Annotated in this window: 19 protein-coding genes; 5 read left to right on the forward strand and 14 right to left on the reverse strand. The window is 63.5% G+C overall.

The features are described 5' to 3' along the window. The first annotated feature begins 193 nt into the window (after positions 1-193). Positions 194-2,620, forward strand: a complete 2,427-nt coding sequence (locus tag B2Y33_RS19070; protein WP_206405256.1) for a TonB-dependent siderophore receptor — start codon at positions 194-196, stop codon at positions 2,618-2,620. A 51-nt stretch (positions 2,621-2,671) separates the two neighbouring features. Here the strand turns inward: B2Y33_RS19070 and B2Y33_RS19075 are convergent, their stop codons facing one another. Beyond that, a complete protein-coding gene (locus B2Y33_RS19075) occupies positions 2,672-7,009 on the reverse strand; it encodes an NEL-type E3 ubiquitin ligase domain-containing protein (protein ID WP_206405257.1) in 4,338 nt (1,445 codons plus the stop codon). 234 nt (positions 7,010-7,243) lie between these two features. Between B2Y33_RS19075 and nhaA the strand changes: the two genes are divergently transcribed. Further along, positions 7,244-8,581, forward strand: coding sequence for a Na+/H+ antiporter NhaA (gene nhaA, locus B2Y33_RS19080; protein WP_206405258.1), 1,338 nt, complete (start codon positions 7,244-7,246; stop codon positions 8,579-8,581). A 154-nt stretch (positions 8,582-8,735) separates the two neighbouring features. Continuing rightward, positions 8,736-9,593, forward strand: a complete 858-nt coding sequence (locus B2Y33_RS19085; RefSeq protein ID WP_027914787.1) for an SDR family oxidoreductase — start codon at positions 8,736-8,738, stop codon at positions 9,591-9,593. A gap of 39 nt (positions 9,594-9,632) precedes the next feature. Here B2Y33_RS19085 and B2Y33_RS19090 read toward each other — a convergent pair whose 3' ends face one another. The 11 genes from B2Y33_RS19090 to pedF all read right to left on the reverse strand — a co-directional run bounded on the left by B2Y33_RS19090 (position 9,633) and on the right by pedF (position 20,156). Continuing rightward, positions 9,633-9,773, reverse strand: a complete 141-nt coding sequence (locus B2Y33_RS19090; RefSeq protein ID WP_165919249.1) for a hypothetical protein — start codon at positions 9,771-9,773, stop codon at positions 9,633-9,635. A 222-nt stretch (positions 9,774-9,995) separates the two neighbouring features. Next, complete coding sequence (locus B2Y33_RS19095; RefSeq protein WP_111475338.1) at positions 9,996-11,723, reverse strand: PAS domain-containing hybrid sensor histidine kinase/response regulator; 1,728 nt, start codon at positions 11,721-11,723, stop codon at positions 9,996-9,998. Beyond that, on the reverse strand, positions 11,707-12,870 hold the full coding sequence (gene ercA / locus B2Y33_RS19100; RefSeq protein ID WP_206405259.1) for an alcohol dehydrogenase-like regulatory protein ErcA: 1,164 nt from the start codon (positions 12,868-12,870) through the stop codon (positions 11,707-11,709). The genes B2Y33_RS19095 and ercA overlap by 17 nt, the downstream gene beginning before the upstream one ends. Before the next feature lie 89 nt (positions 12,871-12,959). Beyond that, positions 12,960-13,232 (reverse strand): pyrroloquinoline quinone biosynthesis peptide chaperone PqqD, encoded by a 273-nt coding sequence (pqqD, locus tag B2Y33_RS19105; RefSeq protein WP_027914784.1) that lies wholly within the window; start codon positions 13,230-13,232, stop codon positions 12,960-12,962. 63 nt (positions 13,233-13,295) lie between these two features. Beyond that, entirely contained in the window at positions 13,296-13,367 is a 72-nt protein-coding gene (gene pqqA / locus B2Y33_RS19110) for a pyrroloquinoline quinone precursor peptide PqqA (protein ID WP_080672057.1), read from the reverse strand. A gap of 119 nt (positions 13,368-13,486) precedes the next feature. Further along, on the reverse strand, positions 13,487-15,007 hold the full coding sequence (locus tag B2Y33_RS19115) for an aldehyde dehydrogenase family protein (RefSeq protein WP_206405260.1): 1,521 nt from the start codon (positions 15,005-15,007) through the stop codon (positions 13,487-13,489). Between the two features lie 118 nt (positions 15,008-15,125). Then, complete coding sequence (gene pedH, locus B2Y33_RS19120) at positions 15,126-16,916, reverse strand: PQQ-dependent alcohol dehydrogenase PedH (protein WP_206405261.1); 1,791 nt, start codon at positions 16,914-16,916, stop codon at positions 15,126-15,128. A 142-nt stretch (positions 16,917-17,058) separates the two neighbouring features. After that, positions 17,059-17,991, reverse strand: coding sequence for a quinoprotein relay system zinc metallohydrolase 1 (locus tag B2Y33_RS19125; protein WP_128610561.1), 933 nt, complete (start codon positions 17,989-17,991; stop codon positions 17,059-17,061). 39 nt (positions 17,992-18,030) lie between these two features. Further along, complete coding sequence (locus tag B2Y33_RS19130) at positions 18,031-18,795, reverse strand: quinoprotein dehydrogenase-associated SoxYZ-like carrier (protein ID WP_206405262.1); 765 nt, start codon at positions 18,793-18,795, stop codon at positions 18,031-18,033. A gap of 9 nt (positions 18,796-18,804) precedes the next feature. Beyond that, positions 18,805-19,698, reverse strand: a complete 894-nt coding sequence (locus B2Y33_RS19135; protein WP_140174380.1) for a substrate-binding periplasmic protein — start codon at positions 19,696-19,698, stop codon at positions 18,805-18,807. After that, the gene (pedF, locus tag B2Y33_RS19140) at positions 19,695-20,156 is read right to left on the reverse strand and encodes a cytochrome c-550 PedF (RefSeq protein WP_027914778.1); all 462 of its coding nucleotides are present in this window, start codon (positions 20,154-20,156) and stop codon (positions 19,695-19,697) included. Before pedF ends, B2Y33_RS19135 begins: the two co-directional genes overlap by 4 nt. 251 nt (positions 20,157-20,407) lie before the next feature. Here pedF and exaA point away from each other — a divergent pair, with 251 nt between their 5' ends. Both exaA and B2Y33_RS19150 read left to right on the forward strand, forming a co-directional pair. Next, positions 20,408-22,303 (forward strand): quinoprotein ethanol dehydrogenase, encoded by a 1,896-nt coding sequence (gene exaA / locus B2Y33_RS19145; RefSeq protein ID WP_027914777.1) that lies wholly within the window; start codon positions 20,408-20,410, stop codon positions 22,301-22,303. 62 nt (positions 22,304-22,365) lie between these two features. Further along, on the forward strand, positions 22,366-23,025 hold the full coding sequence (locus tag B2Y33_RS19150) for a pentapeptide repeat-containing protein (protein ID WP_206405263.1): 660 nt from the start codon (positions 22,366-22,368) through the stop codon (positions 23,023-23,025). A 14-nt stretch (positions 23,026-23,039) separates the two neighbouring features. Here the strand turns inward: B2Y33_RS19150 and B2Y33_RS19155 are convergent, their stop codons facing one another. Next, positions 23,040-23,678: a response regulator gene (locus B2Y33_RS19155; RefSeq protein WP_027914775.1), complete on the reverse strand. Its 639-nt coding sequence runs from the start codon at positions 23,676-23,678 to the stop codon at positions 23,040-23,042. Then, complete coding sequence (locus B2Y33_RS19160) at positions 23,675-24,958, reverse strand: HAMP domain-containing sensor histidine kinase (protein WP_059183105.1); 1,284 nt, start codon at positions 24,956-24,958, stop codon at positions 23,675-23,677. The genes B2Y33_RS19155 and B2Y33_RS19160 overlap by 4 nt, the downstream gene beginning before the upstream one ends. Positions 24,959-25,049 lie beyond the last annotated feature (91 nt).

Raw genomic sequence — 25,049 nt, forward strand, 5'->3', positions numbered from 1 at the left:
GCAACTGCAACTGCAACTGCAAGCCGCGCGCCCTGCAAGATGTATTGCAACTGAAATTAGTCTTGTAGGGCCATAGAATATCACCCTAGCCAAGGCTCATCCCCAACAACCCTGGTGAATCATCGTGCTCGTTCGTTCATATAAAAAAGCGGCGGAATAACCCGCGATCACGCCTAGGACGAAAGGACACGCCATGACACTTCGCACCCAATCACTTTCACGTACCCAGATATTGCGCCTAACCTTGCTAGCCGTTGCCCTCTCACCGCTTGACCACCTACCCGCCTTGGCAGCTGATCAGGTGAAGACCATCAGCCACGATATCGCCCCAGGCCCCCTCGACAGCGTACTGAACGAATACGCCCAGCGCGCCGCCCTTTCGGTGTCGTTCGATCGTAACGCCCTCGCCGACCTGCGCTCGAGCGGCCTGCAAGGACGCTACGGCGCATGGGAAGGGCTTAATCACCTGTTGCAAGGCACTGGCCTGCGCCTCAGTCGCGACACCAATGGTGGCTACCTAGTGCTCCCCCCCGCCCCGAGCAACAGCGGGGCGATGGAACTGACCGCCCTGAGCATTTCCGGCAAGGCCCCCGGCGCACTCACCGAAGGTTCAGGCGCCTACACGACCGAATCGTCCAGCAGCTCCACGCGCCTGAACCTGTCACTCAAGCAAACCCCACAATCGATCACGGTCCTGACGCGCCAGCGCCTGGACGACCAGAAGCTCGATACCCTCACCGACGCACTGGACGCGACCACCGGCATCACCGTCATTCGCGAAAGTCTGGGCGCCGACAGTACGGCGTACCTGTCACGGGGCTTTGCCATCCGCAACTTCGAGATCGACGGCGTCCCCACGTCGGCGAACATGGACAACTACACCCAGAACACGGCCATGTACGACCGCGTGGAAATCGTGCGCGGCGCCACGGGCCTGATCAGTGGCATGGGCAACCCATCGGCCACCATCAACCTGATTCGCAAACGCCCCACCGTTGATCCTCACGTGCAACTGAGCGCCGAGGCTGGTAGCTGGGATCGCTATGGCCTGGGTGTTGATGTGAGCGGCGCGCTCGATGAAAGCGGCAGGCTGCGCGGCCGCCTGGTGGCCGATCACAAGGACCAGCACGCCTGGATCGACCGCTTTAGCCAAGCAATCTCGACCCTATATGGCATCACCGAACTGGACCTGAGCGACACGACCCTGCTGACGTTGGGCCTCAGCCATCAGGTCACCCACAGTACCGCCCCCATTCGCACCGGCTTCCCGCTGTTCACCACGGACGGGGCACGCACACATTTCTCCCGCTCGTTCAATACCGCGCCAAACTGGAGCTACTATGATCGGCAGCAAAGTACCCTCTTCACCTCGCTTGAACATCAGTTCGCCAACGGGTGGAGCGGCAAGGTGGAGTACACCCACGCGCGCAACGACTACGACACCGTGATCGCCTACGTCGATGGCGAAATCGACCCAGCAACCGGTGCCGGTGCAACGATCAACCCGACACGCTGGAAGGCAGCGCCCACCCAGGACAGCCTGGACGCCTATCTCACCGGCACCTTCGACGCCCTGGGGCGCGAGCACGAATTGATCGGTGGCGTGACCCTGTCGCGGACCGAGGAAAGAGGCACCTCCAACTTCGGCGGCTGGCAGAGCGCTCGAACAGGCTACGACGACACCATCGACAACATCTTCAACTGGAACGGGTCGTCCCCCAAGCCAGTGTTCACCCAAATCGGTACCACCGACATGACCGAAACCCAGTACGCCGGCTACTTGACCTCGCGGCTGCACCTGAGCGACGCCGCCAGGCTGATCCTCGGGGCGCGCGTGGTCGACTGGAACAGGGTGAACAAGAGCGCGCTCTATAGTGGCTCGCGTCAACGCACCGAGCGCACCGAAAATGGTGTGGTCATCCCCTATGCTGGGCTGGTCTATGACCTGAACGATACCTGGGCTGCCTACGCCAGCTATACCCAAATCTTCAACCCGCAAGGTAACCAGATCCGCGACGTCAAGGGCTCGCCCCTCGACCCACAGGAAGGCACAGGCTACGAAGTAGGATTGAAAGCCGACCTGCTCGACGAACGCCTGACCGCGAGCCTGGCCCTGTTCCGAGTAGAGCAGGACAACCTGGCAATCGCCGATGGGCGCCTGCTCCAGCCTAACGGGTTTCAGGCGTATCGCGCCGAGAGCGGCACCACGAGCGAAGGTGTGGAGCTTGAGGTCAACGGTGAGCTGGCTGAAGGCTGGCAGGTAATGGCGGGCTATTCCTATAACGTCAGCTTCGATACCAACGACGAGCGCATCGTCACCGAGATTCCGCGCAACAGCGTGAAGCTGTTCACCACTTACCGCCTGCCGGGCGAGCTGGATAAATGGACTGTCGGCGGCGGGGTCAACTGGCAAAGTGAAACGGGCTACGCCTTGAGCTACGCCACCACCCAGAGCAGTTATGCGCTGGTCAACCTGATGACTCGCTACCAGGTCACTCCACAGCTTTCAGCCAGTGTGAACGTCAGTAACCTGTTCGACAGGCACTACCTGACGACCACGGCGGGTGGCATCTACGGCGCACCACGCAACGTCATGACAACCCTGCGCTACAACTTCTGAGGCCCACACCCGCCAGCGGATAAGCGGGCCCATCAATGACGGGCCCGGTAGTTACGCCAGTTCTCCCTCCCAGGGATGCTCCAGCAGCAGCCGCAAGGTCAATGACAGGGTCAGCTGGCGCTCGGCCGCGCTGCGCTCATCGGCAAGTTTACCCACGGCCTCGATGATCTGCTGCTCGGTCATACCTTCCTGGCCCTGCAAAAGTGCCTCGAGCTGGACGTGGTAGGGCTGGTTCAATGTCTCGTATTCGTTTGCATACGAAGTGCGCACAAAATCCATCCAAAACGTGCGCTGCAGTAGCGAATCGGCAATCCGCGCGTTGCTTTCAGCCAGCAGAATACTGCGTGCGGCTTCACGCAGACGCACATCGTCGACGTCGGAAAATACCCGGTGATACATGTAGCGTGATTGAGCCGGCAGTCCCAACGGCCGGACCAACCCTGCCCGATATGCCAGGTGTATCTCCACTTCATCGATCAGGCCGTAGGGGTTGCTGGCCCGCTCGCTGGCAATGTGCTGGGCTGCGACGCGATCCACCTCGTCCAGGCGATACAGCTCGCGGCCAATGCGCACGAGAGCAGGCGCCGTGTCTGCGGCGGCAAGCCCTGCGGTGCGGGTCTCGACCAGGGCACGCACCTCGAACAGGCTAAGCATCAGCAGCATCTGATCAGCACAGGTGCGCGGGCCCGCTGCCTGCTGGAAGACAGCTTCACGGACCTGCGAATGCTCGACACACACCTCGATCAACGCCCAGATACGCCTGCGCAGATCGATGCCTTGAAAGTCATAGTCGTTCGAGCGCCCAAGGTCGTTGAAGAACCGCATCAGGTCATCGCTGCCAGGCTCGTCGGTCAGCGCCGCCCAATGCTCGGAGCGAATCCCACGCTCCTCAGGGCTGGAGTCCGCCAACCAGCGCTCAAGGGATTCTTGCCCGCCAGGGCCATGACGGCGCACAGGCAAGGCCGTTGCCCCGACTTCGCCCAGAGTGCTGCGCAGCGCGGTCTGCGTGGGTTCGGGCACAGGGTTATCGTGCAGGCTTAGCCCAGCCAGACGCCGGTGGGAGTGAGCAAGGGTCGGGCTCATGCCCGCGATATGGTTGTCGCGAAGGTCGATGTCTTCCAACGCGGGGTGCATGTATACCTCTATCGGCAACTCGTTCAAGCCCGTGCCACGCAAGTGCAGCCGTTGTAGATCCAGCAACCGTCCCAGCGGTGGCAGCCGATCGATAGGGTTATGCGACAGGTCAAGGATGCGCAACCTGGTCAATGCACTGAGCCTGGCCAGGCCTGCGTCGTCGATCACGATCTGGTTGCGCGTCAGGCGCAGCTCGGTGAGCTGGGTCAGTGCCTGCAAGCCTTCTGGAACACTGCTTAGCAAGTTGTGGCTCAAGTCCAGGGTGCGTACATTGGGGAATCGCTGGAGAAACCCCTCGGTGATGCCCGACAAGTAGGCGCGGCGAATTGTCAGGTGGGTGACGTGATCGAACGACGCTTGCTCAGGCAACAGCGGAAGACTTTCGATGCGCTCGCTGTCGATGACCAGGCGGTACTCGCCATCGGCATCGGGTCGCTTACGCCGCCAGCATTGGCGGATGCGACGAGCAATCTGTCGACGGCGCTCAGGCAAAGGCGCAGTGGTTGCTTCTCGGCGCCAGGCTGCCAGGTTTTCACCCAGATCGACAAGGCACTGCTGCAATTGGCGCAGGTGATCCCACGGTTGCTCGCCCTGCAACCGCACCCGCTCAAGATACACTTCGATTTCCATCTCGTTCAGCGTCGGGAAGATCTGCTGGTAGCCCCGAAGCATGGCTTGCCGCGACCCTTCCGGACGGCCACTCAGCCTATAGCCGATACGTCCATCGCCAAGGCGCATCGCAGGCCTTGGCTTGCCCACCGGCACCATGCCCAAGAGCCGCGCAGCCTGTGTCCGGTCAGCAAAGGCACGGTCTGCCAGCGCGCTGGCAAGATCGGCCGGGGCCCCCGAGGCCGCCCCCATGGCAACGCGCTGCTCGGGGTCAAGGGTGCGCAGCAATGCCTGGAAAAAATCATCACTGGCCACAGCACCGTGCAGGGGACGTCCTGCATGATCGGTTATCAGGTACCCCTGTGCCTTATGAATCAGGCAGCGGGTCTCGGGTGCCGTGTCAGCGCCTACGCTGGCTCGCATGTCGCCCCCGAATTGCGCCTCGTGCACTTCTATCTTGACTGCCGCAGCCCAAGGCCAGTCGCGGTGCAGCAATGCCAAAGCCAACCGCTCGGTATCCCTGTTAACGGCGTTGGCCTGCTCGAAACCGGCACACGCACGATCCAGGCGTGCGTCATGCAACGCCCATCGTGCCCGCTCGGCCAGCGCAAGCGGCACTTTGCGTTGCTCCAGCAACTGCCTGAGCTCGGTATCGCCCGCGGCCGTGAGCAACTCCCGGCCAGCGCGCGTGGAAAGTGCTGGAAAATCGCGGTGCAGCGGCTCGGCCGCCAGCGCGGGCACTTCCTGTGCCTCATGCCAATGCGCTTCGAAGGCTTGTCCACGCAGGCGGGGGAACGCTCGATGCAGCTCGTATCTGTGCACGGCATCACACAACCGCGCAGGTGCAGGTGCGTTTTCAAGATGCAAGCGACGCAACGCGGCTTCGTCCAGCCCTACACTGCGCAGCACCGCGCGCACCGCTGCTGGGCTAACCGAACTCAGGTTCGAGCCCAGACGCGCCACCAGCATGCCGACGTCGGACCACTCCTGAGGGCGCTCCAGTGCATGGCGCATCCCGCCCGCCTCATTGTCTTCCAGGCTAACTGCAGGGGCTTGGACACGCTGCGGATGCTCAATCGTCGCGCGATACTCACTAGGCCCCAACCTGTAGGCACTGCCCTCTACGGCCACGTGTAAACGCCCATTGAGCAAACCCCGCTGCCCGGCCATCAGGTGCGAGTCGGGAACCGCATAACCTGGCAGGTCGACCCGGGCCAGGCGCTGCTCGCCCGCAGGCGTCAGCACAGGTGCCAGTTCATCGATGACGCCCTCTCGCGCCAGCATCCGGCCCGTGGCTGCACCAACAGCGGCGCCTACCCCAATCATGACGACGTTTTGCGCCACCGACATCAGATGACCGAGCGCTGCCTCTCGATCGCCAAGCGCCCACTCGTGGTAGCCATCGATCACGTCATCGGTAACCTGGCGCGCCGCCAGTGCGAGCAAGGGCAACCCGAGCTCGGGTACGAAGAAACTGGCCAAGCCCAGCAGGTCCAGCCCAAGACCCTTGAGTAAGTGGTTACGCCGGTCGCGCGCTTGACTGTCCACCGCCGTGCTGGGCACAGCCAGGGACTGCGCGTCCTCGAGCAGGGTGTCGACCTGGACGCTGCGCAGGTGCGCGATCAGTGCACCGTGGATGACTTGGTGGCGACCGTCCAGTTCGATGGGGTCCTCAGCCGCTGCGCTGCCCAGCGCATGCTGGAAGCGCTGGCTGAAATGCAGGCGATCATGCTCCTTGATGAAGCGCTGGAAGAACTGCCGGTACGCAGGGTCGCGCAAACGCGTGCCAAGGCTGCGAAACAACTGCGACCACGAAGGGTAAGCGCCAATGGCGCCATGGGGATCGTCAGGTATCCACACGATCAGATTCTGTGGCGCGGATGAGCCGTGCTCAGACGCAGGTTCGAACACCGTAACACCGGTCACCACTCGGCCAAACAGCCGAATTTCGCTGAACGCGCCTGGCAGTGGCTCGACAGCGCCGGCTACAGCACTGACCAGGCGATCAAGCTCCGCACCCTTCACGACGCCCTGTAGCCGCGCGAGCTCTACAGCGGCCAGTAGGCTGCGGCGCCACCCCTCTTCAAGGTCCGCGTTGACTTCGCGTCGGCGCTTGTCGTCGGCAAACAGCACCTGCTTGAGGTGCTGCTGGTAAGCAGCGCCCAGGTCCAAGGACCGACAGACCCCCGCGAAAGCCCGCGGACGCAAGGGGAGCACCGTCCCATCCGCATCCAGCACGTTCGACTGTGGCAACCAGGCTACCTCGGCGGTCTCTCGCCGATCAAAATTGTGTAACGCACAGGCCAGCAAGGGTTGCTCCAGCGTCTTGGGAACCACGCGATCAGGAATGGCGGTTACACCGGACGGGTAACGTACATGCACCACGCGATGAAGCCTGGCAGCTCGGACGTCCACCGGCCGGTGCAAGAGCCTTTGCAATGCCGCCTCAAGTAATGTGCTGGCGAAGTCGTCCAGAGGCTGCACTTGGGCGAAAACGGCCTGAACCTGCTCACGCGCCCGTTGCTGGTCAAGCAGCGCCTGATGCAGGACTTGGAGCTGCTCGACCGTGGCATCAGTCATCCAGGGTGGCAGTCGGTCGGCGATGAATGCATCCACGGAATCATCGGAGAACGGCGAGTTTGTCATGAAGCACCTGTGAGTCGCAAAAGCGTCACTCAGCCAGCTTCGAGACCTGTCTTTGAGGTAGTTGTCTAACGCCACCCACATGCAGCGCGGTGCTTAGCCCGGCGTCACCGACCTCAGTCTCCCCACACGTGGCCAGTTGCGCTACAATCGCGCCCGGGTGCTAGCTGCTTGGGGCAGTGAAGCAGGTTAAACAAGCTACGCAGGTCGGGCCGCCATGCGGGAGTTATTGCGCCTATGCAAAACACGATGGTCCCCAAAGCACAGCAACTGGCCGAGCGCGCGCTGGCCAGCCTCGAACGTTTCCTGCACATCGAAGCCGTCAGTGGTGTGGTACTGCTGATCGCCGCCATCGCCGCCCTGATCTGGGCCAACTCCCCGGCCGCCGCCAGTTACGACGCCCTCTGGCATACGCCAATCACGCTGGGCATCGGCTCGCTGGTCTATTCCCAGTCCCTGCATTTCTGGATCAACGACGGCCTGATGACGATCTTCTTCCTCGTGGTCGGCATGGAGATTCGCCGCGAGATTCATGAAGGCGCCCTTTCCAGCCTGCGCCAGGCGTCCTTGCCCATGGTGGCAGCCATGGGCGGCGTCGCCGTGCCTGCCATGGTCTACCTGGGCTTCGGCCATGCGCCCAGCGAACAGCAAGGCTGGGCCGTGCCGACAGCCACCGATATCGCCTTTGCGGTCGGCGTATTGGCGTTGCTGGGCAAGTCGATCCCGTCGAATATTCGCGTCTTTCTGCTGGCCCTGGCGATCATCGACGACATCATCGCCGTGCTGATCATCGCCGTGTTCTATTCCGGTGGCCTGGACTACCTAGGCTTCGCTGTCGCGGCAGTGGGCGTGCTGCTGGTCCTGCTCATGCAGCGCATTGGCGTCGGCTCGGCCTTCGCCTACGTCATCCCAGGCGCGATCACATGGGTGGGTGTGCTGATGACCGGCGCCCACCCTACCCTGGCAGGCGTCGTACTCGGCCTGATGACCCCTGTCACCAGCCGACCCATGTGGGAGCGCCCCGTAGAAGCCGTGTCGCGCCTGAGCGATGAGGTAGTCGGCCGCGCCAAAGCCGCGGCCCAAGACGCAAGCGAACTGCTGACGCCCCTCAAGCAGCTGCGCGTGGCCCAACGTGAAGTGCTGCCGCCGGTGGTGCGTGTGCAAAGCGCGCTGCACCCTTGGGTGGCATTCGGGATCATGCCGCTGTTTGCCTTGGCGAATGCCGGGGTGAGCCTGTCGGGCGTCAACCTGGACAGCGAGACGCCGCGCTGGGTGATGGAGTCGGTGATGGCGGCGCTGGTCATCGGCAAACCAGTGGGCATCGTCGGCATCAGCTGGCTGATGGTGCGCCTGGGCGTGTGCTCGCTGCCGCCAGGGGTCAACTGGAGCGGCATCACCTTGATCGGGCTGCTGGCCGGCATTGGCTTCACCATGTCCATCTTCATCGCCAACCTGGCGTTCGCCAGCCCAGCGGCGCTGGGTGCGGCCAAGTTGGGCGTGCTGGCAGGCTCGGTGGTTGCGGCCACGCTGGGCCTGGCATGGGGCGCGTGGCGCGTGCGCGGTAAACACAGGTAGCGCCGACGCTGTTTCCCCATGCTCACGCGCATGGGGAAACACGCTTAAGGCTTGCCAAGAGCCGCTCGTCGTCCCAATCATCGATCCGAGTCAACCCAGGGCAACGGGACCTTTCGAACAGGTACGAGCATTCTCAACTGCAGGAGCTTTTACCATGCGCGACTACCCTACCCCGCCCTTCCCCTCCCAACCCCAGACAGTGCCCGGCTCCCAGCCGAAAATGGACCCGGTACCGGACTGCGGCGAGCAGACCTACGTCGGCCATGGCCGGCTCGAGGGCAAGAAAGCGCTGATTACTGGCGGCGACAGCGGCATTGGCCGCGCAGTGGCCATCGCCTATGCCCGTGAAGGCGCCGATGTCGCTATCTCCTACCTGGACGAACACGAAGACGCCAAGGAGACCGCGCGCTGGGTCGAGGCAGCCGGGCGCAAGTGCCTACTGCTGCCAGGCGATCTGGCGCAGAAGCAGCAATGCCATGCGATCGTGGAAAAAACCGTGTCCGAATTCGGCCGCATCGACATCCTGGTCAACAACGCCGCCTTCCAGATGGCCCACGAAACGTTCGAGGAAATCGAAGACGACGAGTGGGTGAAAACCTTCGACACCAACATCACGGCGATCTTCCGCATCTGCAAGGCCGCCTTGCCGTCCATGCCCAAAGGCAGCTCGATCATCAACACAAGCTCGGTCAACTCCGATGATCCGTCTTCCTCGCTGTTGGCCTATGCGGCGACCAAAGGCGCCATCGCCAACTTCTCCGCAGGGCTTGCGCAACTGCTGGCCAAAAAAGGGGTACGCGTCAACAGCGTAGCGCCAGGCCCGATCTGGACGCCGTTGATCCCCGCGACCATGCCCGACGAAGCAGTCAAGAATTTCGGCTCCAGCTACCCCATGGGCCGCCCGGGCCAACCGGTGGAAGTAGCCCCGATCTACGTGCTGCTGGGTTCGGACGAAGCGAGCTACATCAGCGGCTCGCGCTATGCAGTGACAGGCGGCAAGCCCATTCTCTGACTGACGCAGGGCTCTGCACCCGCAGAGCCCTCCACCACCTCACGGCATCAGAATCGCCTGAGCGTGGTCAATGCAAGGCACCGGCATGCTGTCCCTGCTCACCATGAGCCACTGGCGCATGCGAGCAGTGTCGAATATCTGGCCTTCTTCCATCATCGTCAGAATCAATGCCTGGGACATTCGGTAACACCCACACTGGGCGCACTGGCGCTGCTCCCACCCGCCGGCACATTCGACGGACTCTGCTTGTCCTGCGCATATCAGACAGCTCATGTAAGCCCCCTTGTTGTTCTTGTTCACCAACGCGTGGTCGCATGACCCACCCGACCCGGGCATGGCCAACTTCCATGAGATATCCGTGCCAACGCTTAAATTCCGTGAAATACGCTGCCCGATTGTCGGTCAGGTCAGCAGTTGACTGAGCACCGCGCGCAGTTTCCCGGGTTTTACCGGCTTGTTCAGTACCGGCATGCCCAGCGCCTGGAACGCCCGCCTGCCTTCGTCGCTGCGGTCGGCGGTAATGATGACCGCAGGGATCGTGCACCCGAATTGCTCACGCAACCGCTCAACCACGTCGCACCCCAAAACGCCATGATCCAGGTGATAGTCGGCCAAAATCAATTCTGGCGGCCGACCCTGCAGCGCGATACAGGCCGCGTGCTGATCCAAAGCCGTGACGACCTCGCACCCCCATTGGCTCAACAAGGCGCCCATGCTGTGCAAGATACTCGACTCGTTATCCAGCACCAGCAGCCGCCGCCCCGGCAGTGGGTCCCCCATGCTCGGCTGCAGGAGGACCACTGGGGTAGCAGCCGGCAGGCAGCTTGCCATTGGCACCTCAATCGTGAACACCGACCCTCGTCCGGGCCGCGACCGCACCCGTACCGGATGCTCGAGTATCTTGGCGATGCGCTCGACGATCGCCAGGCCCAGGCCAACCCCCTTGCGCTCGGCTGCACGGCCCACATCCAACTGGTTGAACTCGAGGAAGATCGACTCCAGGCGATCTTCCGGGATACCGCGCCCGGTATCCCATACCTGCAGCGCCAGGTAATGGCCACGCCGCTGCGCCGCCAACAGCACGCCGCCCGTTGACGTGTAGCGGCAGGCATTGCTGAGAAAATTGCGCAGGATACGGGTCATCAGCCGCAGATCGGTGCCCACGGCAACGTCGGGAATGCGCGCCCTGAGCTTGAGCCCTGCGGCGTCGGCCACTGGCTCGAACTCAGACACCAGCGGCGCGAACACGGTGCTCAGGTGGTACACGCCCATGTCCGGCTTCACGGCGGCCTGATCAAGTCGCGAGATGTCCAACAGGTCAGTCAGCAGGTCTTCGGCCCCTTCCAAGGCCTGGTGAGTGCGCTCCACCAGCAGTTGTTCGGCCTGCGCAAGCGGCCGCTCGCGCAGGGTCGAGATCAGCAAGCGGGCGGCATTGAGCGGCTGCAGCAGGTCATGGCTGGCCGCCGCCAGGTACTTGTCTTTGCTGCGATTGGCCAGTTGTGCGGCGTCCCGGGCGTCGCGCAGGGCCCGGGCGATCTGCTTGCGTTCGGTGATCTGCTGGTGCAGGTTGCGATTGGCTTCGAGCAGTTGGTCGGTCCGGTCGGCCACCCGCTGCTCAAGCTCATCGTTGAGTTGCTGCAAGTGCTGCTGCGCCAGCTTGCGCTCGGTAATATCGGCCACGAACCCTTCCACCAAGCCCTCATGCCCGGGTTTGCGCAACAGGTTCATGAGCACGTCGATGTGGCTGCCATCACGGCGCCGCAGGCGGGTTTCGTAACCGTGCAGGCTATGCTCGCGCGCCAAGGTCGTGGTGATGGCGTGCAGTTCCTGAGCACCCCCGACGAAGAGGTTGGCGCCAAGGTCGGTCAACGAGAACAGTACGGCCTGAGGGTCGTCGTAGCCCAGCATCCGCGCCAGGGCCGGGTTGGCAGCACGCATGCCGTCCTGCAGGCTGGCCTGGAAGATGCCGTGAACGGCATTTTCGAACAACCACTTGTAGCGGTTGCGCTCAGCTTCCAGTTCCTCCAGCCGCGCGGCCAGCTCCGGGTAATGACTCTTGCGCGCGGACTGGTCGCCCAGCCCGAGCAGCCCGGCCAGTGCTCGCTGCTGCGCTTCAGAGGGCTTCGCCATAAACGACCTCGACGTCTCGCTGACTGGAGGCACGTGGGTTGGTCAGGATGCACGGATCGTCCATTGCGTGCTGCGACAGGAATGGAATATCGCTGGTGCGCACACCGTGCAGCCCGAGTGTTTCATGGAAGCCCATGGCGTATTTCAAGGCGATCAGGTGGTCGACCAGACGCGCGCAGATCTGCCGGTGGTTCAGGCCCCGGCAATCGATGCCCATCACCTCGGCAATCACCTTGAAACGCTCTGGCGCCGAGCTGTAGTTGAACGCCACCACATGCTCGACCAGCACCGCGTTGCACAGCCCGTGGGGCAGATCCAGGAAGCCGCCCAGGCTGTGGGACATCGCGTGCACGGCGCCGAGGATGGCATTGGAAAAGGCAAGCCCCGCCTGCATGCTGCCCAGCATGACTTTTTCGCGCAGGCCGATGTCGGTCGGATTGGCGATCATCTGCACCAGGTTGCCGTTGATCAGCCGCATGGCTTCAAGGGCATGGGGGTCGGTCAAGGGGCCGTGGCCGGTGGAGACGAACGCCTCGATCGCATGCACCAGGGCATCGATCCCGGTACAGGCCGACAGAAACGGGTCCATGCTCAGGGTGGTCTGCGGATCGATCAACGACACGTCGGGCACCACCGCCTTGCTGACGATGGAGAACTTCATGCGCTCCTGTTGGTTGGAGATGATCACGAACTGCGACACATCCGCCGAGGTGCCGGCCGTGGTCGGGATCAGGATCAGCGGGGGGCTGGGCACGCGGATCATGTCCACACCCTCGAATTCGAGGATGCTGCGTCCGTGCGCCACCACGATGCCGATGGCCTTGCCGCAGTCCATCGGGCTGCCCCCGCCGACTGCGACGATGACATCGCAATGGTTTTGCCGGTAGATCTCGGCGCCGAGCATCACCTCCTCAACCCGGGGGTTGGGCGACACTGCGCTGTAGAGGCAATAGTCGATGCCCTGGGCTTGCAGGCTGACCTCGACGTCGGCCACCCACCCGGCAGCGATCACCCCGGGGTCGCTGACCACCAGCACCTTGCGGGCCCCGAAGGTCTTGGCGTAGTTGGCCACGTTATGCCGGCAGCCGGCACCGAAGATGATTTCAGGCGAAACGAATTTGCGTAGCGGGCTGAAACTCTGGCTCATGGGCAAGCCTGATCTTATTGTTCTGGAAGGTGAGTGCCAGCGTAATGCATCCATCCACGAAAGCAACCAGACCTAGGTGGCATCGTTGCTCACTCGACCCAGGCCCTGACCCTGGCGAGCTCGAGAAAGCCCAGCACATCCTCCTCAAGGCCTCGCACGTCCCCATAGCGCTGACGCAAGTGCTCGATCACAACGGCCACGCTGCGCTGCCCGTCCAGCAGTTCCAGCACCCAACCGGCACTGCCGGTCAGTTCGATGACCATGCCCGGGCATTGGAGCACATGCATGCCGGTACTCGGCTCCCAGCGCAAGCGTGCCCGCCGGTGCACTTGCAAGGCCTGCTGACGGCTGATCGGCTCCACGGCTCAACATGTTCCTGGCGGGTAGAAAGACGCCGGCCACCGCGAGGGTGGCCGGCGTGCGGATCAACGGTTAGCGAAGTACATCGTCACTTCAAAGCCAATGCGCAAGTCGGTGAAGGTGGGTTTGGTCCACATGGCGTGTCCTCTTCTTGGGCCGGACGATTCCGGTACAGCCATTAATGCACGGGCAGCCGCGGGGCCAAATGCTACTTTGGAACGAACTCACGGCGCCCATCGACGAGGGTGCCTGAGCCTTAGAAGAAGCCCAGTGGATTGATGTCATAACTCACCAGCAGGTTCTTGGTCTGCTGGTAGTGGTCGAGCATCATCTTGTGGGTTTCGCGGCCCACGCCCGACTTCTTGTAGCCCCCGAACGCAGCATGCGCCGGGTACAAGTGGTAGCAGTTGGTCCAGACGCGCCCGGCCTTGATGCTGCGGCCCATGCGGTAGGCACGGTTGATATCGCGGGTCCACACGCCAGCGCCCAGGCCGAATTCACTGTCGTTGGCGATGGCCAGCGCCTCGGCTTCGTCCTTGAAGGTGGTCACACCCACCACGGGCCCGAAGATTTCCTCCTGAAACACGCGCATCTTGTTGTCGCCCTTGAGCAGCGTGGGCTGGATGTAATAGCCGCTGGCAAGGTCGCCCTGCAGGCGCTCGGCAGCGCCGCCGGCCAGCAATTGCGCGCCTTCGTCCTGGGCGATCTGCAGGTAGGACAGGATCTTGTCGTACTGCTGCTCGGAGGCTTGCGCGCCGACCATGGTGTCGGTATCGAGCGGGTTGCCACGGCTGATCTTGGCGATCTTCTTCATCACCTCGGCCATGAACGGCTCGTAGATCGATTCCTGGATCAGCGCCCGCGACGGGCAGGTGCACACCTCTCCCTGGTTGAAGAAGGCCAGGACCAGCCCTTCTGCCGCCTTCTCGATGAAGGCGGGCTCAGCCTGCATGATGTCCTCGAAGAACACGTTCGGCGACTTACCGCCCAGCTCTACCGTCGAGGGGATGATGTTGTCCGCAGCGCATTTCATGATGTGCGCGCCCACTGGCGTGGAGCCTGTGAAGGCGATCTTGGCGATGCGCTTGCTGGTGGCCAGGGCCTCTCCGGCTTCACGGCCAAAGCCCTGGACGATATTGAGCACGCCAGCGGGCAGCAGGTCGGCGATGAGTTCGGCAAACACGGTAATCGACAGCGGCGTCTGCTCGGCGGGCTTGAGCACCACGCAGTTGCCAGCGGCCAGTGCCGGGGCAAGCTTCCAGGCGGCCATCAGCAAAGGGAAGTTCCAAGGGATGATCTGCCCCACCACACCCAGCGGTTCATGGAAATGGTACGCGACGGTGCCCTCGTTGATCTCGGCGGCGCCGCCCTCCTGGGCTCGGATGCAGCCGGCGAAATAGCGGAAATGATCCGCCGCCAGCGGCACGTCGGCATTGAGCGTTTCACGCACGGCCTTGCCGTTGTCCCAGGTTTCGGTAATCGCCAGCACCTCCAGGTTCTGCTCGATGCGATCGGCGATGCGCAGCAGCATCAGCGCGCGGTCCTGCACCGAGGTTCTGCCCCAGGCATCGGCCGCGGCGTGGGCGGCGTCCAGGGCCTTGTCCACATCCTGGGCGGTGGACCGCGGAAATTCGGCGATCGGCTGGCCGTTGACCGGCGAGCTGTTGGTGAAATATTGCCCCGCCACTGGCGGTACGAACTGGCCGTTGATGAAGTTGCCATAGCGTGGCTTGAAGGACACGACGGCGCCTGGGGTTCCGGGTTGTGCGTAGATCATGCTGAGCCTCTGCGGGTCGATGCCTGCCTGCGACAGGCGATACGACGATGGTAAAAAGCCCCGCTTGCCAGGCGAATGCATCGTTGGCAGCGGGGCGCTCGTCATTTGGTAGTAGGGTTCAGCGCTGCGCGTTTGCGCTGGCGCTCTGCAATTGCTTGGGCAGCTTGAAGGTCCAGAGCATGCCGCCCTGGTTGAAGTCCTTGACCCGCTTGGCCACCTCCCCGCCCCACAGCGGTACAGCCCCGCCCCAGCCGGAGACCACCGACACGTACTGCTCGCCATCCATTTCCCAGGTCACCGGTGAGCCAAGGACACCGGAGCCGGTCTGGAACTCCCACACCTTCTCGCCGGTCTTGGCATCGAAGGCCTGGAGGAACCCCTCGGGGGTGCCGGTGAAGACCAGGTTGCCCTTGGTGGTCAGCACCCCACCCCACAGCGGGGCGTAGTTCTTGTGACGCCAGACTTCCTTGCCGCTGACCGGGTCGATGGCACGCAGTACGCCGATGTAGTCTTCGTTCAGGGGCTTGATGGTGAAGCCTGCGCCCAGAAACGCTGCGCCTTTCTTGTAGGCGATGCCCTCGTTCCAGATGTCCATGCCCCATTCGTTCGAAGGCACGTAGAACAGCCCGGTGTCACGGTTGTAGGCCATGGGCATCCAGTTCTTGGCGCCCAGGAAGGCCGGCGCGACGAACACCGAGCTGCCCTTGGCCTCGCTGCCCGGTGCGCCCGGGCGACTGGCGTCGTTGTAGAGCGGGCGACCGTCCTTGTCCAGGCCCGTGGCCCAGGTGATCTTGTCGACGAAGGGGAAGCCGCGGATGAACGTGCCGTTGGTGCGGTCTAGCACGTAGAAAAAGCCGTTGCGGTCAGCCGTGGCGGCGGCCTTCACCTCCTTGCCCCCGTCCTTGTAGTTGAACGCTATCAGCTCGTTGACGCCGTCGAAGTCCCAGCCGTCGTGGGGCGTGCTTTGGAAGTGCCACTTGATCGTTCCATCGTCCGGGTTCAGTGCCAGGCGCGAGGACGAATACAGGTTGTCGCCGGGACGCAGGTGCGAGTTCCAGGGGGCGGGGTTACCGGTGCCGAACAAGATCAGATTGGTTTCCGGGTCATAGTAGCCGCCCAGCCAGGGAGCCGCGCCGCCGGTCTTCCACAGATCGCCCGGCCAGGTCTTGCCGGCTTCACCGCCCGAGATGCCGTTCTCGATGGCTTTGCCGTCCTTGTAGACATAGCCCATGTGGCCCTCGACCGTGGGCCGCATCCAGAGCAACTCGCCATTCTCCGGATTGTAGGCCTGGATCTTGCCCACCACCCCGAATTCGCCCCCGGCAACGCCGGTGATGAGCTTGCCGTTAACGATCATGGGCGCCGCGCTGATGGAGTAGCCTTCCTTGTGGTCGGCCACTTTTTTGCTCCAGACCACTTTGCCGGTGTCCTTGTTCAGGGCCACCAGTTTGGCATCCAGGGTGCCGAAGAAGACCAGGTTGCCGTACAGCGCAACCCCTCGGTTGATGACATCGCAGCAAGGGCGGATATCGTCGGGCAGGCGGGCATCGTACTGCCACAGCTTCTTGCCGGTGCGTGCGTCGACGGCGAATACCCGTGAGTAGGAACCTGTGAGGTACATGACCCCATCCTTGATCAACGGCTGCGCCTGCTGGCCGCGCTGCTTCTCGCCGCCAAACGAGAATGCCCAAACCGGCCGCAACTCCTTGACGTTGCGGGTGTTGAGCATGTCCAGCGGACTGTAGCGCTGGCCCTGCACACCCAGCCCGTTGGTCACGATCTGCTGGGGGTTCTTGGGGTCTTGCAGGATCTCGGCATCGGTGACGCCGGCGTGGGCTGCGCCGGCAAGCAGCAAGGCGCTGAACACAAGGCTCAAGGCAAACACGGGACGGCATGGAGTACGGGTCATGGCAGCTACCTTTGGCTTTTTGTTATGCCGGGAAATTTTCCCGGTGTGGCGGGAATTCTTGTTCCCGCCCTGGCTGCCAGCAATTGACCGCAATGCGCAAAACCCTAGTTCCTTGGTACAAGGGAACAGGGCCTGGCCGTTATCAGGGCCTCACATCCACCCGTTGCATCACCTGCTTTTCATAGCGTGGGTACAGGTGACTGACACTTCGAATCAGCTCATAGCGCGTCAGGCTGATCGCGGCAAACCGCTCGGGCACAGGGCTGCGGATCATCTCGACCATGTCGGCGCCCTGCTCGGCGCCTTCGCGCATCAGGCCATCCAGCCAACGCAGGTAATCGTGCATCTGGGCAAAGGGCCTGCTATCGCTTGCGACAGGGCCATGGCCCGGTACCAGTTGCTGCCAGGGCAAGGCCTGCAACGTGTCCAGGTCACGTTGCCAGACGTCCAGCCCCGGGCTGTTGGGCGTGGTCAGGGCACGCTCGTAGAACACCAGGTCGCCCGCGAACAGCACGCCGGTCGTTTCATCGAAAATGGCCAGGTCAGCGCCGGTATGCCCTGCCAAGCCCAACAGGCGCAGTCGATGCCCGCCCACTTCACGCCTGCCGGGTTGTACCACCTCGGTCGGCAAGACCACTTCGGTGCCTCGCATCCAGTCACCGACCAGACGGTACATGTTCTCGGCCATGGCATCGCCCTGCTGGCGCAACAGCTCGGTCGTACCGGCCAGTGCAGCGATCGGCACCTCGGCGAATGCCTGGTTGCCCAGCACATGATCCGGGTGGTGATGGGTCAACAGGACTTCGATGACGGGCTTGTCCGTGACCCCGGCGATTGCCTGGCGCATGGCCTCCCCATAGCGCTTGGACGGCCCACTATCGATCACCACCACACCGGCGTCGGTCACGATGAACGCCGTGTTCACGACATTGCCGCCGTTGGCCTTCTGGAAATTGTCGGTACTGCCTTCAAGTACCCAGGTGCCCTGGGCGATCTGTCGCGGCGCTAGCCGGTAGTCGAAGTCGGCCAGCGCCGGCAGGCCCACGCCCAGCAGCAAGAGCATCATCCATCGCATCAGGTACCTCCCATGGGCATGAAACCACGCCGGCCACGTTCAAGGCACGGCGGCTTCGAACCGATTGCCGCTGTTGTCCTGAAGCACCAGGCGGATAGGCCCCGGTGCGCGTACATCGAACCCAAGGCTTGGGTTTTCACTGACCGCCGGATAAAGCACCAAGGTCGCGATCTGCTGCCCGTGTTCATCCAGCAACTCAGCTTGGTTGATGAAGAACTCGGGAATCCCGCTGACCAGGCCATTGTCCATGGGGTGAGCGATCTGCAGGCGCAAGCGGCTGCCATCCTGGCGCCGATAGCGCCCCCCGAGCACTTCACCCAAGTGCTCCTCCCATCCAGGCTGGGTGCGCACCACGCTGGGTGCGGTGCACCCCCCACCCGCTGCGTCGACCAGGGCCGATCCCACATGCCAGGTGCCGTCGCGGGTCAGCGCCGCTGCGCGTAACGGCGTAGCCTGCTCGACCCGGATGCGCACCGACAACCAGGGCATGACCTGTTCCCCAGGTTCGAAGTCGACGATGCGCGGCAACGGATTGAGCTCGGCCCAGGCCAGAATCCGCACCACGTCAGGCAAGGCCCGAGCATCGATCTCCAGCGGGACCTGGCGAGCATCCTCGGCAAAAGGCGGCGCCAGCACCTTGACCCGATCATCGAAGACGAACGGCGCCTGGTTCAAGATCTGCTTGTGGTAGAACGCCCACATCACCGAAGGGACAGGGTCGGCATTGCTGACAGGTGTACCGCCCAGCCCATGAGCCGACCCGCTCAGGATGCACACCAGCCCCAATCCCGCTCGCCAGTTCATCGTCCGCTCCTATTGGTACATCTCCGGGACTTCGTAGCGCAGCCCGTAGTGCGCGTAGAGCGCCTGCATGCGCCCCTCGCGGATCATCGTTTCCAGGGTTTCTTCCAGGGCATAGGCCAGCTGCCGGTTGCTTTCGTGCACCGCCATTCCGATGTCCCAAACCTGCTTGCCCAGGCTGGGGTAGGCGTTTTCAGCCACCTGCAGGTGCCGATCGCGGGCCTGGTGCAGTTGCCAATCCACTTCACCGCGCATGGCCATCACCGCATCCACCTCGCCCTTGCCCATGGCCGCGAACGCTCGCTGCACGCTGGGGTAGTGGCGCGCGCTGGCACGCAGTAGCCCGTCGAACACCGATGTCAGGTAGAACGAAGGCACGCTGTCCACCTCGACCCCGACCGGGTGACCCTCTAGCGCCGCGATACTACTGACCGCAGGCAGGCGCCTGCGATCGAACGCCACCTGCCAGCGCTCCTGCTGGTAAGGGCCGAACATCACCACCTGGCCGTTTTCCAGCTCGCCCAATTCGTTGCGCTTCTGGGTATAGGCCTGGTCGTAGGGCACGCGCATCATCACATCGGCCAGCTGCTGGTGACGCAGGGGGCTTGCTCGCCAGATGTAATCGCGCAGGTCGTCGTCGAGCTTCTCGCCAGGCGGTGCCCAGATCAGTTGCAGGCGTACGCCCAACCCGTCGGCCAGCGCCTGCGCCAGCTCCACGTCCACCCCACGGGCCTGGCCGTGGTCCTGGAAACTGTAGGGGGCAAAGTCCTTGTAGACCGCCACCTTGAGCTCGCCTGCGGCGATGATCGAATCGTAGTTGCGCACCTGCGCCTGCACCGCCGCCGCCCCTAGCAGCAGACCGGCAATGGCGCAGAACATGGCCGCCCAGTGGCGCACGACGTTCATTCCTCCACGTGCACGCTGTCCAGGTAAGTGCGCACTGCCCAGAGCGCTTCCTGGCTCAGGTAGTCCGCCATCTTGGGCATGTATACGCGGCCATCGCGCACGGCACCGTGACGCACACGTTCGACGAACCACTCATCGCCCGCTTCGCCGACGTCGAGCATGCGCAGGTCAGGCGCGATGCCGCCGGACTTGGCTTCAAGACCATGACACGCCGCGCAGTTCTGGTTGTACGCCGACGCCCCGATTTCGACCGCCTTGTCGTGCTCGGGTGACTCGCGGTAAGGGTTGACCGCCGCCCAGCCATCGGCATCCAGGCTCACGCCAGCCTCCTTGATCGGGGTCAGCCCCTGGGTCTCCACCGCCTGCGGCACCACGTTGCCATGGGCCCAGGCCGACCCGGTCAACACGGCACCGGCCAACAGGCCGGCAGCCAGCACGACGTTGCGTTTGATTGTCATTGTTATGCCCTCACGGTTGCACGCAAGGCCTCAACCACAGAGGCCGTGCCGCCATCTTAGAAACCGCGGCGCCGGGGCCGTATGCTGCTTTGGTGGTCGGGTGCTCGTTCCTTGGTAGTAGGGCTTGCGACGACGTGCGAAAAGAGGTTGGCGGTGGGAAGTTTTCCCGGCCTCGGCGGGATTTTCTCCCTGTTGCGCAGCGTCCGGACGGACCACGCTGTGCGGGCCAAACTCCACAGGGAATTGCAACCATGACAACAAGATCGCTACCCGCCCCGTCTCCCCTGGCCCTGAGCGTGAAGGCCCTGCTGCTGGCCGCAAGCCTGGCCACCGGGACAGTGGCCACGGCGGCAACCACAAGCCCGGCACCTGCCAGCAAGAACGTGACCTGGGAAGACATCGCCAACGACCACCTCACGACTGGGGACGTCCTGCAATACGGCATGGGCACCAACGCCCAGCGCTGGAGCCCGCTGGCCCAGGTCAACGACAAGAACGTGTTCAAGCTGACCCCGGCCTGGTCCTACTCCTTTGGTGACGAAAAGCAACGTGGCCAGGAGTCTCAGGCTATTGTCAGCGACGGCGTGGTGTACGTCACCGGCTCCTACTCGCGGGTATTCGCCCTCGATGCCAAGACCGGCAAACGCCTGTGGACCTACAACCACCGCCTGCCGGACAACATTCGCCCGTGCTGCGACGTGGTAAACCGTGGCGCTGCCATTTACGGCGACAAGGTCTACTTTGGCACGCTGGACGCCCGGGTCATCGCGCTGAACAAACACACCGGCAAGGTGGTGTGGAACAAGAAATTCGGCGACCACAGCGCCGGCTACACCATGACCGGGGCGCCTGTGCTGGTCAAAGACAAGACCAGCGGCAAGGTGCTGCTGATCCACGGCAGCTCGGGTGACGAATTCGGCGTGGTGGGCCAGCTGTTCGCCCGTGACCCGGAAACCGGCGAGGAAGTGTGGATGCGCCCCTTCGTCGAGGGCCACATGGGCCGCCTCAATGGCAAGGACAGCACCCCTACTGGCAACGTCAAGGCACCGTCCTGGCCGGATGACCCGACCACCGAAACCGGCAAGGTGGAGGCCTGGAGCCACGGCGGCGGCGCACCCTGGCAGAGTGCAAGCTTCGATGCCCAAAGCAATACCATCATCGTTGGTGCCGGCAACCCAGGCCCCTGGAACACCTGGGCACGCACCGCCAAGGACGGCAACCCGCACGATTACGACAGCCTCTATACCTCCGGCCAGGTGGGCGTGGACCCCAGCACTGGCGAGGTCAAATGGTTCTACCAGCACACCCCCAACGACGCCTGGGACTTCTCTGGCAACAACGAGCTGGTGCTGTTCGACTACAAGGACAAGCAAGGCAAGGTGATCAAGGCCACGGGGCATGCCGACCGCAACGGTTTCTTCTACGTGGTCGATCGCAACGACGGCAAGCTGCAGAACGCCTTCCCCTTCGTCGACAACATCACCTGGGCCAGTCACATCGACCTCAAGACCGGCCGTCCCGTGGAAAATCCAGGGCAACGGCCCGCCAAGCCGCTGCCGGGAGAAACCAAGGGCAAGCCGGTGGAAGTCTCGCCACCCTTCCTGGGCGGCAAGAACTGGAACCCCATGGCCTACAGCCAGGACACCGGTCTTTTCTACATCCCGGGCAACCAGTGGAAAGAGGAATACTGGACCGAGGAAGTGAACTACAAGAAAGGCTCCGCTTACCTGGGCATGGGCTTTCGCATCAAGCGCATGTACGACGACCACGTAGGCACCCTGCGCGCCATGGACCCGACCACCGGCAAGCTGGTGTGGGAACACAAGGAGCACCTGCCGCTGTGGGCCGGGGTGCTGGCGACCAAGGGCAACCTGGTGTTCACCGGAACCGGTGACGGCTTCTTCAAGGCGTTCGACGCCAAGACCGGCAAAGAGCTTTGGAAATTCCAGACGGGCAGCGGCATCGTTTCCCCGCCCATTACCTGGGAGCAGGATGGGGAGCAATACATCGGTGTCACTGTCGGCTATGGCGGGGCGGTGCCGCTGTGGGGCGGCGACATGGCCGAACTGACCAAGCCAGTGGCCCAAGGCGGTTCGTTCTGGGTGTTCAAGATACCGAGTTGGGACACCACGACTGCTCAACGTTGACCGACAGCGGGGCGCGCTCCGGCTGCGCCCCGCCCTTTTGCGTCTGTCCAGGGAACTCGATCATGACCTTTCTACCACTGGCCTTGTTGCTGGCCATCACTCCCGCGTTGGCGCTGGCCATTGATAGCGATGACGGCGACACGCCGTTGAGCATCAACGGCTGCGTGATCGCCGAAGCCAGCCAATGCCCCGGCGCCAACCTGCGGGGCGCCAAGCTGGCCAATCAGGACCTGCGCAAGATGAACCTGGCCGGCGCCGACCTGCGCGATGCCGACCTGCGTCACGCCCGGCTGGACCTGGCCAATCTCGAAAAAGCCCGGTTGCAGGGCGCCAACCTGACCCGCGCCAGCCTGCAGCAAAGCAACCTGCGCCTGGCCGACCTGAGCAGTGCACGGCTGATGGCCATCCAGGGCTGGGGGCTGTTTGCCCAAGGCGCCCAGTTCACCAACGCCGACCTGAGCGCTGCCTACCTGCAATTCGCCCGGCTCTCGGGCGCCAGGATGCAGCAGGCCAACTTGCAGGCTGCCGACCTGGAAATGGCCTGGCTGAACAAGACCGACTTGCGCGGCGCGCATCTGAACGATGCCAACCTCCAGGAAGCCAAGCTTGGGCAGAGCAACCTCGAACAAGCCAAGCTGGAAGGCGCGCGCCTTCACTACGGCAACTTCCAGGACGCCAACATGCAAGGCTGCAGCGGCTGCCCAGCCACCTGGGAACATTGACTTCGAGCACTCGGCTAACCCGCTACACGTACCAGACCCAGGTCGATGCCCACGTGCACCAGTTCAGCATGGGAGCCGACCTGCAGTTTGCTCTTGAGCATGGTCAGGTGATTGGAGACGGTCTTTGCACTGATACACAGCTGCTCGGCGATCGACCGGGCCGGTGTGCCGCGAACCAGCATCACGAAGATTTCCAGCTCCCGCTGGGTCAGGCGTTGCAGCCTGGGATCACAAGCATCGTGCGTCGAGCTGCAGGCCAGTTGGGTAGCCAGCCCCTGCTCGATGTACGCGTATCCGGCAAGCACGCGCTGTACGGCCTCGACCAGAACCTGCGGGGCCGAGCTCTTGGTCAGATAGCCGGCCGCGCCGGCGTCCAGCGCCTGGCGTACCAGTGGCAGCTCGTCATGCATGCTGAAGAACAGCACCCGCAACTGCGGCAGGCGCTGGCGCAGGCGTCGGGTGGTTTCCAGCCCACTGATGCCGGGCAGGCCGAAGTCCATGATCACCAGATTCGGTACCTGCTCCTGCACGCGAGCCAGGGCTTCTTCACCGCTGGCAGCCTCACGCACCTGCATCGATGGCAACACGGCGCGCAGCAGGCTGGCGTAGCCTTGGCGAACCACGGCGTGGTCGTCGACCAGCACGATATTCATGACACCTCCAGGGGAATCGTCAGGGCCAGTGCCCACCCGGCACCGGGACGGGTGAGAATGCGCAGTTCACCGCCCAGGCTGCGGGCGCGCTCGGCCATTGAATGCAAACCTACCCCGGGCCGCCCAGGCTGGCTGGCGCCGCAGCCGTCGTCGCGAACCAGAAGGCGCAGCCCGTTGGCGCCCCGTTGCAGGCGTATCCGCACCTGACGGGCGTGGGCATGGCGAGCGACGTTGGTCAGCGCTTCCTGCAACAATCGGTACAGGTGCGTGCGTTGGGTAGATGACAGCGCCGGCAACTGGGCCCCGACCCGCAAATGACACTCGATGGCCTGGCTGGCACGCCATTGGCTCACCAACTGGTCGAGGGCTTCGGCCATGGGCAGGTGCTGCAGCGCAACCGGGTACAAGTCCCGTATCAAGGCTCGGAAACCGAACTGCAAGCCTGCACAGTTGCGCTCCAGCGTCTGGGTGGTTTGTCGCACCTGCTCAGGTTGGTGGGCACACAATTGCAACAGACACACCTGGGCGCGGATGCCGGCCACGTACTGGCCCAGGTCGTCGTGCAGCGCCTGAGCCAGCCGCGTGCGTTCCTGCTCCTGGACCGCCAGCAAAGCGCCAGTCAGTTGCTGGTTGTCGGCCTGGGCCTGCTCGATCGCCGCGGCCATCTGGTTGAAGTGCCCGGCCAATTGGCGCGCTTGCGGGCCACCGGTCACTTGCAGACGCACGTCCAACTGCCCTTGCGACACCTGGCGCAATGCACGCAGCAGCGCAGCCAGCAGGCGCAGCCCGCGCTGCACGGCCCAACTGATGGACAGCAGGCTCATGGCCAACGCGACAGCACATACCGCCAGCAGCTGTTGCAGCGAGTCCCAGACTTCATCGACCTCATCGCGTGCGTCCACGCTCAACGCGACGCGGCGGCCATCATCGAGTACCAGCATACGGGTGCTGTCGTAATGCTCGCCTGCCAGCACCGTGCCCAACCAGCCATCGAGCCCGGCCTCGGACGGCACCGCCGTTTTTTCAGGCTCGCCAGGGTTCAGCCAATGCACGCGCACGTGGCGCAGGTGCTCGGTCAGCACGGGTTGCAGGCTCGCCGGGTCGTGGCTGGCGGCTTGGGCCATGTACGCCATCACCGCTTCGGCCGACTGCAACTCCCGCTTCACATCGGCTGATGCCTGGTGCAGCACGACCCCCGCGCAGGCCAGGGTCAACACCGCGAAACAGCCAGCGACCCACAGGTTGATACGCCAGAGGGCAGACAGATTGACAGCATGCATGACCGGGCTCCAGGGCAACTGCTGCCATCCTAGGGCGCCACGCCAGCGCACCCGCTACTACCTTGGTAGCGGCTGGGCGCTACTTTCTGCA

The organism is Pseudomonas sp. UBA5666 (assembly GCF_002420785.1).
GTDB lineage: Bacteria > Pseudomonadota > Gammaproteobacteria > Pseudomonadales > Pseudomonadaceae > Aquipseudomonas > Aquipseudomonas fulva.